The sequence below is a fragment of the Agilicoccus flavus genome, assembly GCF_014857905.1.
GTDB lineage: Bacteria > Actinomycetota > Actinomycetes > Actinomycetales > Dermatophilaceae > Agilicoccus > Agilicoccus flavus.
Genome location: NZ_JACYXE010000008.1, coordinates 183,011 through 197,680, shown reverse-complemented (window position 1 = coordinate 197,680; position 14,670 = coordinate 183,011). Strand labels below are relative to the sequence as shown.

Genomic DNA, 14,670 nt, shown 5'->3' with positions numbered 1-14,670 from the left:
GCGTGCTCCCGCCGGGGCGGACCGCTCAGGGACGGTTCAGCCGCCGCGTCGCGCTCGCAGCGCGGCGAGGGCCTCCCCGAGGAGCTGCTCGCCCTCGGCCGGGCTGCGACGCTCCTGGACGTAGGCGAAGTGGGTCTTGTACGGCTCGGTGCGCGCGGCCTCCGGGGGCGCGTCGCGATCGGGGCCGGCGGGCAGGCCGCAACGGGTGCAGTCCCACACGGGAGGATGCTCGACGCCCTGCTCGTCGGCGAACGCGACGGCCGTGCGGTGGCCCCGCTCGCACCAGTAGGCGACGACGACCCGCGGGGCGGTCGTGCCTCGCTCGGCCTCGCCCAGGGGGCCGGCGCCGACCCGGGAACCGCGGATGAGATGGGAACCGGCCACGTCGAAGTCCTCTCGGAGTGCCGGTGGCGAGGACGTCAGCCGGCGAAACGGATGAGCAGCCCGTGTCCGACGATGCACGCCACCCACACGAGCGCCACGGTGATGGTGATGCGGTCGAGATTACGCTGCGCCACGGACGAACCGCCCATGGTGCTCGACATGGATCCGCCGAACATCTCGCTCATGCCGCCGCCCTGCCCCTTGTGCATGAGGATGAGGAGCGTCAGGAAGAGCCCGGTGATGACGAGGACGGCGTCCAGGGCGATCTTGAGGATGTCCACGGGATGCACTCGCTTTGCGTCGATCGGGGCCGGTGGGTCGGGCGGCCGGGGCGGAAGCACCGACGTCCCAGGGTAACCCCTGACCGGGGACGCGCCGCGGCGCCGCCCCCGGAGGTGGCGGCGCCGCGGTCACGCAGTCCTCGCCGGGTCGCGCCGGCGATCCGCTCAGCCCGCGTGGTGATCGCGGAAGCGGACGATGCCGGCGAAGTCCTCCGGCTTGAGCGACGCCCCGCCGACGAGCGCACCGTCGACGTCGGGCCGCGTCATGAGGTCGGCCACGTTCGACGGCTTCACGGAGCCGCCGTAGAGGATGCGCACACCGTTCGCGACGTCCGCGTCGTAGAGCTCGGCGAGAAGGCCGCGGATCGCCGCGCACACCTCCTGGGCGTCGTCGGGGGTGGCGACCTCGCCGGTGCCGATGGCCCAGACGGGCTCGTAGGCGATGACGACGGAGGCCGCCTGCTCGGCGGGCACGCCCGCGAGGTCGGCGCGGAGCTGGGCCAGCACGTGCTCGACCTGCCCCCCGGCCTTGCGGACGTCCAGGCCCTCGCCGCAGCAGAGCACGGGCGTCAACCCGTGGCGGTAGGCGGCCTTGACCTTCGCGTTGAGCAGCTCGTCGTCCTCGCCGTGGCCCTCGCGGCGCTCGCTGTGGCCCACGAGGACGTACGTGCACCCGAGCTTCGCGAGGAAGGCGCCGGAGACGTCGCCGGTGTAGGCGCCCTCGTCGTGCGGCGAGAGGTCCTGGGCGCCGTGGACGAGCTGGAGCTTGTCGCCGTCGACGAGGGTCTGCACCGTGCGGATGTCGGTGAACGGCGGGAAGACCGCCACCTCGACCGCGCTGAAGTCGTGCTTCGCGTCGCGCAGGGTCCAGTCGAGCTTCTGCACGAGGTGCGTCGCCGCGACGTGGTCGAGGTTCATCTTCCAGTTGCCCGCCATGAGCGGCGTGCGACCGGTGGTGTTCGAAACCATGGTGATCCCTTTCGGTGGACCGGCCCGGCGGGGGCCCGGACCGCGTCGCGCGCGGCCCGGCCCCCACCGCGGTCAGTCGGAGAGGACGTCGATGCCGGGGAGCGTCTTGCCCTCGAGGTACTCGAGGCTGGCGCCACCGCCGGTGGAGATGTGACCGAAGTCGTCGTCGGAGAACCCGAGCTGCCGAACGGCCGCCGCGGAGTCGCCGCCGCCGATGACGGTGAGTGCGCCGGCCGACGTCGCGTCGACGAGCGCCTTCGCCACCGTCTTCGTCCCGTCGGCGAACGGGGCCATCTCGAAGGCGCCCATGGGCCCGTTCCAGAAGATCGTCCGGCAGTCCGCGAGCTTCTCGGCGAACAGCTTCGCGGACTCCGGGCCGATGTCGAGCCCCATCCGGTCGGCGGGGATGGCGTCGACCGCGACGACCTCGTGGTCGGCGTCGGCCGAGAAGGCGGTTGCGACGACGACGTCGGTCGGGAGCACGATCTCGACGCCCTTGGCCTTCGCGTCCTGTAGGTATCCCTTGACGGTGTCGATCTGGCCGGCCTCGAGGAGGCTCTTGCCCACCTCGTGGCCCTGGGCCGCGAGGAACGTGAAGACCATGCCGCCGCCGATGAGGAGGCGGTCGGCCGTGCCGAGCAGGTTCGCGATGACGCCGAGCTTGTCGCTGACCTTGGCGCCGCCGAGGACGACCGCGTACGGACGCTGCGGGTCCTCGGTCAGCCGGCGCAGGACCTCAACCTCGGACGTGACGAGACCGCCCGCGTAGTGCGGCAGGCGCGTCGCGACGTCGTAGACGCTCGCCTGCTTGCGGTGCACGACGCCGAAGCCGTCGGAGACGAACGCGTCGGCGAGGGCGGCGAGCTCGTCGGCGAAGGCGCCGCGCTCGGCCTCGTCCTTGCTCGTCTCACCGGGGTTGAAGCGGAGGTTCTCCAAGACGGCGACGCCGCCGTCCCCGAGGCCGTCGACGACTTCACGCGCCGACTCCCCCACCGTGTCGGTCGCGAACGCGACGTCGCGGCCGAGCAGCTCGCTCAGGCGCCCGACGACCGGCTCGAGGGAGTACTTGGCCTCCGGCGCGCCCTTGGGGCGGCCGAGGTGGGCGACGACGACGACCTTGGCGCCGGCGTCGGAGAGCGCCTTGAGCGTCGGCACCGACGCGCGGATGCGCCCGTCGTCCGTGATCGTGCGGTTGTCGTCGAGGGGGACGTTCAGGTCGCAGCGGACGAGGACGCGCGTGCCGCGCACCTCGCCGGCGAGCAGGTCTTCCGTGGTCTGCATGGGGCGGTTCACTCCTTGTCGGGTCGGGGACGGGGCTACGGTCGGAGGCCCCACGACGGACGTGCGCCGGGCGCCCCGGTCGGGGTCGCCCGGCGCACGCCGCTCATCCGGTCACGCTCAGAGCTTGGAGCCGACGAGCTCGACGAGGTCGACGAGGCGGTTGGAGTAACCCCACTCGTTGTCGTACCAGCCGACGACCTTGACCTGGTTGCCGATGACCTTGGTCAGGCCCGCGTCGAAGATGCAGGACGCCGGGTCGGTCTCGATGTCCTTGGACACGATCGGGTCCTCGGTGTAGACGAGCTTGCCCTTCATGGGGCCCTCGGCCGCCTTCTTGACGATCGCGTTGACCTCCTCGACGGAGGTCTCGCGGCCGGCCTCGAAGGTGAGGTCGGTGGCCGAACCGGTGGGCACCGGCACGCGCAGCGCGTAGCCGTCGAGCTTGCCCTTGAGCTCGGGCAGCACGAGGGCGACGGCCTTCGCGGCGCCCGTGCTCGTCGGGACGATGTTGAGCGCGGCGGCGCGGGCGCGACGGAGGTCCTTGTGCGGCGCGTCCTGCAGGTTCTGGTCCTGCGTGTACGCGTGGATCGTCGTCATGAGGCCCTTGACGATGCCGAGGTCGTCGTTGAGCGCCTTCGCCATCGGCGCGAGGCAGTTCGTCGTGCACGAGGCGTTCGAGATGATCGTCTGGCTGCCGTCGTACAGGTCGTCGTTGACGCCCATGACGACGGTGAGGTCCTCGTTCTTCGCGGGGGCGGAGATGATGACCTTCTTCGCGCCGCCGTCGATGTGCGCCTTCGCCTTGGTCGCGTCGGTGAAGAAGCCGGTCGACTCGACGATGACGTCGGCTCCGACGCCCTTCCAGTCGATCTGGGCCGGGTCCTTCTCCTCGAAGACGCGGAACGTCTTGCCGCCCGCGGTGATCGACTTCTCGTCGTACGTCACGTCTCCGTCGAAACGGCCGAGGATCGAGTCGTACTTGAGCAGGTGCGCCAGCGTCTTGTTGTCCATGAGGTCGTTGACGGCGACGATCTCGACGTCCGCCCCCGACGCCACGACGGCGCGGAAGAAGTTGCGGCCGATGCGGCCGAAGCCGTTGATTCCCACACGTACGGTCACGAGTTGACCCTCCTGGTAGTGGATTTGGGGTTTGGCCTTCGGGTGGTTCCGGTGCTGCCGGTCGTACCGGCCCGCGGGACCCGGGTCGGTTCCACGGAACCGGTGCTTCGCCGACCGCTCCGCGCCGGACCCGGCGGCGTGACCTCGTCACGCGCCCACCGGGCTCGACCGGACCGGTCGGCCGGTCCACGACTCGACCCTATCGGAGGCGCCCCGGCGCGCAGTAGGGACAGGGGTCCCTGGTCGCGGGGTCGCGGCCCGGGGCCGGTCGTGGGGCCGAGGACCGGGTCGCCCCGGGTCCGCGCCACGCCCCTCCGGCGCCGGCGGGAGGCGATCAGGCGTCGAGCATCTCTTCGCTGAGGACAGCCTCGGTCGAGGGAATGCCCAGGTCGGAGGCCCTCTTGTCGGCCATCGCGAGGAGGCGGCGGATGCGCCCGGCGACGGCGTCCTTCGTCATCGGCGGCTGCGCCAGGGTGCCCAGCTCCTCGAGGCTCGCCTGCCGGTGCTCGAGCCGCAGAGCGCCCGCCGTGCGCAAATGTTCGGGCACGTCGTCGCCGAGGATCTCGAGGGCGCGCTCGACGCGGGCGCCGGCGGAGACCGCGGCGCGGGCGGACCGGCGCAGGTTCGCGTCGTCGAAGTTCGCGAGCCGGTTCGCGGTCGCGCGGACCTCCCGGCGCACCCGGCGCTCCTCCCAGGCGAGGACGGCGTCGTGGGCGCCGAGCCGCGTGAGCATGGCGCCGATGGCGTCCCCGTCCCGGAGGACGACGCGGTCGACGCCGCGCACCTCCCGCGCCTTCGCGTGCAGCTCCATCCGGCGGGCCGCCCCCACCATCGCGAGCGCCGCCTCCGGACCCGGGCTCGTCAGCTCCATCGACGAGGAGCGGCCGGGCTCGGTGAGCGAACCGTGGGCAAGGAACGCGCCCCGCCACGCCGCCTCCGCGTCGCACACGGCGCCGTTGACGACCCGCGGCGGCAGCCCCCGCACGGGGCGACCCCGCAGGTCGATGAGCCCGGTCTGCCGCGCGAGGGCCTCGCCGTCCTCGACCACGCGCACGACGTAGTGGCTTCCGCGACGCAGACCGCCGGCGGAGACGACGACGACCTCGGCCTGGACGCCGTACATCTCGGCGAGGTTGTGACGGAGGCGCCGGGCCGCCGCAGCGGTGTCGAGCTCGGCCTCGACGACGACGCGGCCGGAGACGATGTGCAGCCCGCCGGCGAAGCGGAGGGTCGCGGACACCTCCGCCTTGCGGCAGCAGGGCTTGGTCACCGTGTGGCGAGCGAGCTCGTCCTTCACCTTCGCGGTCATGGCCATGGGGGCCATCCTGCCAGGGTGGTCAAGCACCCTCCGGGTGGGCCCGACCGACGGAGAACCCGGATGAAAGTCGTGAATACCGTTGGACGACAGTCCAATTCAGCGAACCGAGCGGTCAGTCGAAGAGGTCTCGGTAGGCCGCGGCGAGACGCAGCACGTCGTGAACGCCCGGGTGGTCGTGCCGGGCGACGGGCGCGACGACGAGGCGGGCGCCGAGGCGGTCCACGGCGCCGCGCAGCGCCGACTCGTCGTCCACGACGCTGGGGTCGGCGAGGACGACGTCGAACGTCAGGCCGGGCGCGTGCTGGGCGAGGACGTCGAGGTGGGCGGCGGCCGTGTACCCGTTCGTCTCGCCCGTGTCGAGCTCGAGGTTGAGGGTGAGCAACCGCCGCGCCTCCGTGGTGCGGATTGCGTGGGCGAGGTCGGGAACCAGCAGGTGCGGCAGGACGGAGGTGAACCAGGACCCCGGTCCGAGGACGACCCACTCGGCCTCGCCCACCGCGCGGACCGCGAGATCGGAGGCGGGCGGGTCGCCCGGCTCGAGCGCGATCCGCCGCACGTGGCCGGTCGTCGTCGCGACGCTGGCCTGGCCCCTCACGAGCGCCTCGGCCTCGGGGCGGGCGGGGTCGAGGCCCTGCACGGTGGCGCTGATCTCGAGCGGGACCGTCGACATGGGCAGGACGCGGCCGCGCGCCCCGAGGAGCCGGCCGACCATGGCCAGGCCCTCCGACGGGTCGTCGCCGAGCAGCTCCCACAGCGAGACGATGAGCAGGTTGCCCAGCGCGTGTCCCCCGAGCGGCCCGTCACCGGTGAACCGGTGTTGGAGCACGTCGCGCCACAGGTGCCCCCACTCGGAGTCGTCGCACAGTGCCGCCAGTGCCATGCGCAGGTCGCCGGGCGGGAGGACCCCGTACTCGTCGCGGAGCCGCCCGCTCGAGCCGCCGTCGTCGGCGACGGTGACGACGGCGGTGAGGTCGTCGGTGACGTGGCGCAGCGCGGCGAGGGAGGCCGACAGGCCGTGCCCTCCGCCGAGGGCGACGACGGACGGGCGGATCACTCGCGCCCCAGGTCTCGGTGGAAGAGGAGGGTCATGATCTCGGGGGCGCGCAGCCGCGTCGCGAGCTGCTCCGCGATGGCGACGGACCGGTGCTTCCCGCCGGTGCACCCCACGGCGAGCGTGATGTAGCGGCGGCCCTCGGACAGGTAGCCCGCGAGCATCGGCTCCATGAGGTCGACGACGCGCTCGACGAACTCCCGCGCCTCGGGCCGCGCGAGCACGTACTCGGCCACCGGGGCGTCCAGGCCGGTGTAGGGCCGCAGCTCCGGCACCCAGTACGGGTTGGGCAGGAAGCGCAGGTCGAACACGAGGTCGGCGTCGAGCGGGACGCCGTACTTGAACCCGAACGAGACGATGGCGATCCGGAGCCGGGAGGCCCTCTCGGCCCCCATGGCGTCGCGGACCTTGGCCGAGAGCTGGTGGACGTTGAGGCCGGAGGTGTCGACGAGGACGTCGGCGTCGGCGCGCAGGTCGGCGAGGATCCGCCGCTCCTCGAGGATGCCGTCGAGGAGGCGGCCGTCACCCTGGAGCGGGTGCGGCCGGCGCACCGACTCGAACCGGCGCACGAGCGACTCGTCGTTGGCGTCGACGAACACGACCCGGGGGCGGAGGCCGAGCTCCCGGACCTGCGCCAGCGCTCGTTCGAAGTGGTCGAAGAAGTCGCGGCTGCGGGCGTCGACGACGGCGACGAGGCGCCGGGCCTCCCCCGTCGTCGTGTCGTCGACGAGGCGCACGAGGTCGGGGAGCATCTGCGGGGGCAGGTTGTCGACCACGTACCAGCCGAGGTCCTCCATGGCGTGCGCCGCGGTCGAGCGTCCCGCGCCGCTCATCCCGGTGAGGATGACGACGTCGACGGCGTCGGCCGACCCGCCTGGTGCGCGTTCCCCGTCCACCGTCATGTCCGCCTCCGCCGTTCCGCCTCGACCCGGATCGTGTCTCGTCCTCGAGTATCCCCGATCACTCCAGCACCTCCCCGGTGGTGAGGTTCACGGCGGGTTCGGCGGGCTCGCCGCCGTGCAGCGCGGCGTGGATCGCCGCGGCGAGCGCCGGACCGATGCCCGGGACCTCGCACAGCTCCGCGACGGTGGCGGCCCGCACCCCCTTGACCGAGCCGAAGCGGGCGAGGAGCGCGGCGCGTCGCGACGGCCCGAGGCCCGGCACGTCGTCGAGGGCGCTCGTCGTCATGGCCTTGGAGCGTCGCTGCCGGTGGAAGGTGATGGCGAACCGGTGCGCCTCGTCGCGCAGCCGCTGGAGGAGGAACAGCCCCTCGCTGGTGCGCGGCAGGACGACGGGGAAGCTCTCGCCCGGCAGCCACACCTCCTCGAGCCGCTTCGCGAGCCCGACGACGGCCACGTCGTCGACCCCGAGGGAGTCGAGGGCGGCCTGGGCGGCCTCCACCTGGGGCAGGCCCCCGTCGACGACGACGAGCTGCGGCGCGTAGGCGAACCGCCTGGGCCGCCCCGTCTCCGGGTCGATCCCCGACGGAACGGTGACGGCGGCCTCGTCCTCCCCCTCGGCCGCGACGTCTCCCACGCCCCCCGGCAGAGGGTCGGCGGGACCGTCGGTCTGCACCGCGGCCGGGTCGGGGGCGGCCACGTGGCGCCGGAAGCGCCGCAGGAGCACCTCACGCATGGCGGCGACGTCGTCGGTGCGGGCCCGGCCCGCCTCGTCGAGGACGTCGCCGCGCACGATGAACCGCCGGTACTCGCTCTTGCGGGGCAGCCCGTCCTCGAACACGACCATGGAGGCGACGACGTTCGTGCCCTGCACGTGCGAGACGTCGAAGCACTCGATCCGCAGGGGCGCCTCCGGCAGGTCCAGCGCGTCCTGCAGCTCCTCGAGCGCCTGGCTGCGAGCGGTCAGGTCCCCCGCCCGGGCCACCTTGTGGCGCGCGAGGGCCTGCTGGGCGTTGCGCTGCACCGTCTCCATGAGGGTCCGCTTGTCGCCCCGCCGCGGCACGCGGAGGTCGACGCGGCGTGTGCGCACCGCGGCGAGCCACTCGGCGAAGGACTCGGCGTCGGGCGGGAGCGTGGGGACGAGCACCTCGGCCGGGACGCCCTCGGCCGACTCGGTGCCGTACACCTGCTGCAGGAGCTGCTCGATGAGCAGGCCGTCGTCCTCGCCGGCGATCTGGTCGCGCTCGAGGACCCAGCCGCGCTGGCCGCGGATGCGGCCGCCACGGACGTGGAACACCTGCACCGCCGCCTCGAGGTCGTCGCCGGCGAGGCCGAACACGTCGGCGTCCGTCGCGTCGGTGAAGACGACCGCCGACTTCTCGAGCGCCTTGTTCAGAGCCCCGATGTCGTCCCGGAGGCGGGCCGCGGCCTCGAAGTCGAGCTCGGCGCTCGCCTCCTTCATCCGGCGCTCGAGCCGCTTGACGAAGCGGCCGGTGTTGCCGGCCATGAAGTCGCAGAAGTCGTCGGCGATGGCGCGATGCTCGTCGGCGTCGACGCGGCCGACGCACGGCGCCGAGCACTTGTCGATGTACCCGAGCAGGCAGGGCCGGCCCACCTGCCCCGCGCGCTTGAACACCCCCGAACTGCACGTGCGCAATGGGAAGACCCGCAGGAGGGTGTCGAGGGTCTCGCGGATCGCCCACGCGTGGGCGTACGGACCGAAGTAGCGGGTGCCCTTGCGCTTGGCGCCGCGCATGACCTGCGCCCGCGGGAACTCCTCCCCCATCGTCACCGCGAGGTACGGGTAGGACTTGTCGTCGCGGTACTTGACGTTGAAGCGGGGGTCGAACTCCTTGATCCAGCTGTACTCGAGCTGGAGCGCCTCGACCTCCGTGGACACGACCGTCCACTCGACGGCGGCGCCCGTGGTGACCATCCGCCGGGTGCGGGGGTGCAGGGCCGAGAGGTCCTGGAAGTACGAGGACAAGCGGGAGCGCAACGACTTGGCCTTGCCCACGTAGATGACCCGCCCTTGGGCGTCGCGGAACCGGTACACCCCGGGGTCGACGGGGATCTGCCCCGGCGCGGGGCGGTAGGTCGCTGGATCGGCCACCGGGCCAGCCTAGGAGTCGCCCCCGACAGGGTCGTCGGGCCCCAGGGCCACACGACCGGAGACGCCGCCCCGCCCGCGCTGCTTCCCGGATCCTGCCGCCGCGTGCAGGGAGCACCCGTCGCCGAAAGGTCCGGACCCGTCGCCCAAAGGTCCCCGGGGTGGGGAATGGGTAACGAACTGGACACGTGAACCCGGATGGGCGGTGGGTCGGGGCCCGGGAGGCTTATGTTCCTGGCACTCGCTGCGGCGAGTCGTGCCCGGGCGTGTGCCCGGCGCGGCATCCCTGAGGAGGACCTTCCGTGCGTCTACGTTCCGTGACCACCGTCGCAGCCAGCGTGCTCGCGACCTCCCTCGTGCTGTCGGCCTGCGGATCGCGCGGTGACAACTCGAACTCGAACTCCGGTTCCGGCGGCGGCTCCGGTGAGAAGACGGCCACCATCGGCGTGATCGCGCCCCTGTCCGGTGACCTGTCCGCCCTCGGCCTCGGCATCAAGAACAGCGTGGACCTCGCCATCAAGCAGGCGAACCAGAACAAGATGATCCCGGGGTGGACGCTCAAGCTCGACGCCAAGGACGACGAGGCCAAGCCCGACACCGGCGCGAACGCGGCCACCGCCCTCGCGGGCGAGGCCGACGTCGTCGGCGTCGTCGGCACCCTCAACTCGAGCGTCGCCCAGAACGTCCAGCCGATCCTGTCGACGGCGAAGATCGCGCAGGTCTCGCCGGCGAACACGAACCCGGCCCTGACGAAGGGCGCCGCGTTCGCGACGGCGCCCAAGCGCACCTACCCCGGCTACTTCCGCACGTGTACGACGGACGACGTGCAGGGCCCCTTCGCGGCGCAGTACCTCCTCGAGAAGGGGATCAAGAACGTCGCGACGATCCACGACAAGAAGACGTACGGGCAGGGTCTCGTCGACGCCTTCACCAAGGAGTTCACCGCCAAGGGCGGCAAGGTCGTCGCCGCGACGACCATCAACCCCGACGACGCGAACTACCAGACCGCCATCACCGCGGTGAAGGGCGCCGGCCCGCAGGCCGTGTACTACGGCGGCGAGTTCCCCCAGGCCGGCCCGCTCTCCAACCAGATGAAGAGCGCCGGCCTCGCCGTGCCGCTCATGGGCGGCGACGGCATCTTCGACCCGAAGTACATCTCGCTCGCCGGCGGCGCCAAGGCGAACGGCGACCTCTCCACCTCCGTGGGCGCCCCGATCGAGGAGCTCGCGAAGGGCAAGGAGTTCCAGGACGCCTACAAGGCGGCCGGCTACGCCGAGCCTCCGGGCGCCTACGGGGCCTACTCGTACGACGCCGCGCAGGCGATCATCGAGGCGCTCAAGACCTCGCTGGCGAGCGCGCAGGACGCGCAGAGCGCCCGCCAGGCGACGATCGACGCGCTCGGCAAGGTGAGCCTCGACGGCGTCTCCGGCAACGTCGCCTTCGACGAGTACGGCGACAGCAAGACCCGCACGCTGACCGTGTACACGGTCAAGTCCGGCGCCTGGGCGCCGGAGAAGACGGGCGAGGTCAAGTAGGACCGCTCACGAACGACGCAGGCGTCGGGGGTCACCCCGGCGCCTGCGTCCGTCCGGGTCGACCGGCCCGGAGCCCCAGTTCGCATCGCACCGTCGCGCCTGCGCGTTCGAGTTGCGGCCGCGCAGGTACGGCCGCAGGCCCGCTCCCGAGGACAGAGGTCCGCCCACCACCATGAACGACATACCTCAGCAGCTCGTCAACGGCCTGACCAACGGCTCGTTGTACGCCCTGATCGCCGTCGGATACACCGTCGTCTACGGCATCGTCCAGCTCATCAACTTCGCCCACGGCGAGGTCTTCATGATCGGCGCCTTCGGGGCGTTGAGCACCTGGTTCCTCCTCTTCCGGGACAACACCTCGGTGTGGGTGCTCCCGGTCATGATCGCCGGGGCGATCGCCGCCTCCGTCGCGACCGCGGTGATCATGGAACGCATCGCCTATCGCCCCTTGAGACACGCGCCGCGCCTGGCGCCACTCATCACCGCGATCGGCATCTCGGTGTTCCTCCAGGAGTTCGTCCGCCTCTTCTACGGCACGATCCCCGGCTTCCCCTCGGCGAAGTCCAAGATCCCCTTCCCGGCGATCGACGGCGTCACGGGAAGCCCGTTCCACCTCGGCTCCGTCGTCATCCAGCGACCGGCGCTGTTCACGATGGGCGCGCTGCTCGTCTGCGGTCTCTTCCTCGGCTGGTTCATCAACAAGACGAAGCAGGGCCGCGCGATGCAGGCCGTCTCCCAGGACCCCGACACCGCCCGACTCATGGGCATCGACGTCGACCGGATCATCGTCATCGCCTTCGCGCTCGGCGCGGCGCTCGCCGCCATCGCCGGCGTCGCCCAGGGTCTGCAGAACAACAACATCGACTTCAAGATGGGCTTCATGGCCGGCCTCAAGGCGTTCACCGCCGCGGTGCTCGGCGGCATCGGCAACATCCAGGGCGCCGTCGTCGGCGGCCTGACCCTCGGGGTGGCCGAGGCCCTCGCCACCGTGTTCGTCACGGGGGCCTGGAAGGACGTCTTCGCGTTCGGTCTCCTCATCCTCGTTCTCGTCTTCCGCCCGCAGGGTCTGCTGGGCGCCCGGGTGGTGGATCGCGCATGAGTACGACAGTCGACCGCGCCGACGGGGCGAACAGCCCCGACAGCTCCGCCCCCGCCCCTGCGCCCCGCGCCACGGGCAAGGGTGTGCCCCTCGCCTACGCCGGCAGCGGCCTCATGACGGCCTCGGCCCTCATGTCGTGGTGCTACGACCCCGACGTCCTCGGGGACCTCACCCTCTACGGCAACCCCGCCCCGGTGCAGCTGACGATGCTCGTCCTCGGATTGCTCGGACTCGTCCTCGCGATGTCGGCGAAGGGTCCCCTGCGCCGACTCGGGGCCGGCCTCGACACGAGCCGGGGCGCGTTCCGCCTCGGGCTCGGCGCCGTCGCCTACATGGCGTTGACCCTGGCGGCGATCACGGCGCAGGCCGGCGGGCTCGTCAACGCCGACCCGGGGGCCTGGGTGGCCCTCGTCGGATCGCTCGTGCTCGTCGTCGCCGGGCGCCTCGGGGTGAGCCGCCCGAGCCGCAACATCGGGGCGATGCGGGCCAAGGGCTGGGTCGAGATCCTCGTCCTCGTCGCGCTCGTGGCGATCGCGCTGCTGCTCGTCGCCGACGGCCTGACGCTGCGCGACCCCTGGGCCTTCGTCCTGCTCCTGCTCGGGGTCGGCGCGGCCGCCGCCGGGCTGGCCGGAGCGAACGCGTTCACGTGGCTGGGCGTCACCGCCTCGTACCACAGCCGCGTGCTCACGCTCGCGGCGTTCGTGGCCGCGTTCGCCTTCCCGCTGACGCAGAACGGGTCCGACGCGAACATGTCCATCGCGACCCAGGTCATCATCTTCTCGGCGACGGCCCTCGGGCTGAACATCGTCGTCGGGCTCGCGGGCCTGCTCGACCTCGGGTACATCGCCTTCCTGGGCGCCGGTGCCTACGTCGGGGCGATCCTGTCGGGCTCGGCGTTCGCGACGATCGACTGGCAGCCGCCGTTCCTGGTCACGGTCATCATCGGCGCGCTGTTCTCGGCCCTGCTCGGCCTCATCATCGGGTCGCCGACCCTGCGGGTCTCCGGCGACTACCTCGCGATCGTCACGCTCGCCTTCGGTGAGATCTTCCGGCTCGCGATGTTCAACCTCGACGGCAACAACGGCCCGAAGATCACGAACGGCCCCAACGGCATCCCGGCGATCCCGGAGCTGAACTTCTTCGGCTTCGACTTCGGGGTCACCCACCACCTGTTCGGGATCCCCATCACGCGCTTCTCGAACTACTACCTGCTCCTGCTGTGCGTCATCGCGCTGATCATCGTCATCTTCTCGAACCTCAACAACAGCCGCATCGGTCGCGGCTGGGTCGCGATCCGCGAGGACGAGAAGGCGGCCGACGCGATGGGCGTCAACGTCTTCGGGCTCAAGCTGCTCGCGTTCGCCGGCGGCGCCTTCCTCGCGGGCCTCGCGGGGACGATCAAGGCGCACCACGACGTCTCGGTCACCCCCGATCAGTACCAGTTCCTCGAGTCGGCGTTCCTCCTTGCGGCAGTCGTCCTCGGCGGCATGGGCACCGTGGGCGGTGTGCTCCTCGGCGCGGTCGTGCTCAAGCTGCTCCCCGAGAAGCTGCGCTTCTTCTCCGAGTACCGCCTCCTCATCTTCGGGCTCCTGCTCGTCCTCATGATGCGGTTCCGCCCCGAGGGCCTCGTCGCGAGCAAGCGTCGCAAGCTCGAGTTCCACGAGGACGACGAGCACCTCGCCGACAAGGTCCAGACGATCCACCTCGAGGAGAAGACCTCATGAGCACCGCGGTCGCCCACGACACCGGCGCGCCCGACGCCCCCTCGGGCCGCGACGTCCTGCTCGAGGCCCGGGGGGTCGTCATGCGCTTCGGCGGCCTCACCGCCGTCGACGACGTCGACCTCACGGTCCGCGAGGGCGAGATCGTCGGCCTCATCGGCCCGAACGGCGCCGGGAAGACGACGTTCTTCAACTGCCTGACGGGTCTGTACAAGCCGACGGAGGGCGAGGTGCGTCTCAGCGGCACGGTCCTCCCGCCGAAGCCGGGACGGGTCGTGCGGGCCGGGATGAGCCGGACGTTCCAGAACATCCGCCTGTTCGCGAACATGACCGCGCTCGAGAACGTCATGGTCGGGCGGTATTGCCGGACGAAGGCGGGCGCGTTCGACTCGATCCTGCGGACGCCGCGCTTCCGTCGGGAGGAGGCCCAGACCCGGGAGCGGGCCCAGGAGCTCCTCGACTACGTCGGCCTGGGTCGATCGACCGAGCTGCTCGCGCGCAACATGCCGTACGGCGACCAGCGCCGACTCGAGATCGCCCGCGCGCTGGCGACGGACCCGAAGGTGCTCCTGCTCGACGAGCCGACGGCCGGCATGAACCCGCAGGAGACGGCCGACGCCGAGAGGCTCATCTTCAAGATCCGCGACTCGGGTCTCGCCGTGGTCGTCATTGAGCACGACATGCGCTTCATCTTCAACCTGTGCGACCGCGTGCTGTGCCTCGTGCGGGGCAAGACGCTCATCGAGGGCACGCCCGGCGAGGTGCAGTCCGACCCGCGGGTCATCGAGGCGTACATCGGGACCGGCGACGGGACCGAGCCCGACGATCCGGACGACATCGACGCGAAGATCGAGGCGCAGGTCGAGGCGCGCGAGGCACGGGAAGGAGGCCGGGGATGACGGC

General features: G+C 71.7%; 13 protein-coding genes. 4 read left to right on the top strand and 9 right to left on the bottom strand.

Annotated features, from left to right (window positions below):
• Positions 1-36: 36 nt before the first annotated feature.
• The 9 genes from ICW24_RS13180 to uvrC all read right to left on the bottom strand — a co-directional run bounded on the left by ICW24_RS13180 (position 37) and on the right by uvrC (position 9,415).
• On the bottom strand, positions 37-384 hold the full coding sequence (locus tag ICW24_RS13180) for an RNA polymerase-binding protein RbpA (RefSeq protein WP_226346176.1): 348 nt from the start codon (positions 382-384) through the stop codon (positions 37-39).
• Between the two features lie 35 nt (positions 385-419).
• On the bottom strand, positions 420-665 hold the full coding sequence (secG, locus tag ICW24_RS13175) for a preprotein translocase subunit SecG (RefSeq protein WP_226346175.1): 246 nt from the start codon (positions 663-665) through the stop codon (positions 420-422).
• Positions 666-830: 165 nt separating this feature from the next.
• The gene (tpiA, locus tag ICW24_RS13170; RefSeq protein ID WP_226346174.1) at positions 831-1,634 is read right to left on the bottom strand and encodes a triose-phosphate isomerase; all 804 of its coding nucleotides are present in this window, start codon (positions 1,632-1,634) and stop codon (positions 831-833) included.
• Between the two features lie 72 nt (positions 1,635-1,706).
• On the bottom strand, positions 1,707-2,915 hold the full coding sequence (locus ICW24_RS13165) for a phosphoglycerate kinase (RefSeq protein ID WP_226346173.1): 1,209 nt from the start codon (positions 2,913-2,915) through the stop codon (positions 1,707-1,709).
• A 117-nt stretch (positions 2,916-3,032) separates the two neighbouring features.
• Positions 3,033-4,034: a type I glyceraldehyde-3-phosphate dehydrogenase gene (gene gap / locus ICW24_RS13160; RefSeq protein ID WP_226346172.1), complete on the bottom strand. Its 1,002-nt coding sequence runs from the start codon at positions 4,032-4,034 to the stop codon at positions 3,033-3,035.
• A 334-nt stretch (positions 4,035-4,368) separates the two neighbouring features.
• Positions 4,369-5,349, bottom strand: coding sequence for a DNA-binding protein WhiA (gene whiA, locus ICW24_RS13155; protein ID WP_226346171.1), 981 nt, complete (start codon positions 5,347-5,349; stop codon positions 4,369-4,371).
• A 115-nt stretch (positions 5,350-5,464) separates the two neighbouring features.
• Complete coding sequence (locus ICW24_RS13150) at positions 5,465-6,406, bottom strand: gluconeogenesis factor YvcK family protein (RefSeq protein WP_226346170.1); 942 nt, start codon at positions 6,404-6,406, stop codon at positions 5,465-5,467.
• Positions 6,403-7,305, bottom strand: coding sequence for an RNase adapter RapZ (gene rapZ, locus ICW24_RS13145; RefSeq protein WP_226346169.1), 903 nt, complete (start codon positions 7,303-7,305; stop codon positions 6,403-6,405). Before rapZ ends, ICW24_RS13150 begins: the two co-directional genes overlap by 4 nt.
• Positions 7,306-7,363: 58 nt before the next feature.
• On the bottom strand, positions 7,364-9,415 hold the full coding sequence (gene uvrC, locus ICW24_RS13140; protein ID WP_226346168.1) for an excinuclease ABC subunit UvrC: 2,052 nt from the start codon (positions 9,413-9,415) through the stop codon (positions 7,364-7,366).
• Positions 9,416-9,714: 299 nt separating this feature from the next.
• Between uvrC and ICW24_RS13135 the strand changes: the two genes are divergently transcribed.
• The 4 genes from ICW24_RS13135 to ICW24_RS13120 all read left to right on the top strand — a co-directional run bounded on the left by ICW24_RS13135 (position 9,715) and on the right by ICW24_RS13120 (position 14,666).
• Complete coding sequence (locus tag ICW24_RS13135; protein ID WP_226346167.1) at positions 9,715-10,947, top strand: branched-chain amino acid ABC transporter substrate-binding protein; 1,233 nt, start codon at positions 9,715-9,717, stop codon at positions 10,945-10,947.
• 172 nt (positions 10,948-11,119) lie between these two features.
• The gene (locus ICW24_RS13130; RefSeq protein WP_226346166.1) at positions 11,120-12,046 is read left to right on the top strand and encodes a branched-chain amino acid ABC transporter permease; all 927 of its coding nucleotides are present in this window, start codon (positions 11,120-11,122) and stop codon (positions 12,044-12,046) included.
• A complete protein-coding gene (locus tag ICW24_RS13125) occupies positions 12,043-13,770 on the top strand; it encodes a branched-chain amino acid ABC transporter permease (RefSeq protein ID WP_226346165.1) in 1,728 nt (575 codons plus the stop codon). The genes ICW24_RS13130 and ICW24_RS13125 overlap by 4 nt, the downstream gene beginning before the upstream one ends.
• Positions 13,767-14,666, top strand: a complete 900-nt coding sequence (locus tag ICW24_RS13120) for an ABC transporter ATP-binding protein (protein WP_226346164.1) — start codon at positions 13,767-13,769, stop codon at positions 14,664-14,666. The genes ICW24_RS13125 and ICW24_RS13120 overlap by 4 nt, the downstream gene beginning before the upstream one ends.
• The last annotated feature ends 4 nt before the right edge of the window (positions 14,667-14,670 follow it).

What these genes read in the sequence shown, in the direction of transcription:
- ICW24_RS13130 (WP_226346166.1), top strand. Translation starts at nt 11,120, where the DNA reads ATGAACGACATACCTCAGCAGCTCGTCAACGGCCTGACCAACGGCTCG.
- whiA (WP_226346171.1), bottom strand. Translation starts at nt 5,349, where the DNA reads ATGGCCATGACCGCGAAGGTGAAGGACGAGCTCGCTCGCCACACGGTG.
- ICW24_RS13165 (WP_226346173.1), bottom strand. Translation starts at nt 2,915, where the DNA reads ATGCAGACCACGGAAGACCTGCTCGCCGGCGAGGTGCGCGGCACGCGC.
- ICW24_RS13125 (WP_226346165.1), top strand. Translation starts at nt 12,043, where the DNA reads ATGAGTACGACAGTCGACCGCGCCGACGGGGCGAACAGCCCCGACAGC.
- rapZ (WP_226346169.1), bottom strand. Translation starts at nt 7,305, where the DNA reads ATGACGGTGGACGGGGAACGCGCACCAGGCGGGTCGGCCGACGCCGTC.
- ICW24_RS13120 (WP_226346164.1), top strand. Translation starts at nt 13,767, where the DNA reads ATGAGCACCGCGGTCGCCCACGACACCGGCGCGCCCGACGCCCCCTCG.
- tpiA (WP_226346174.1), bottom strand. Translation starts at nt 1,634, where the DNA reads ATGGTTTCGAACACCACCGGTCGCACGCCGCTCATGGCGGGCAACTGG.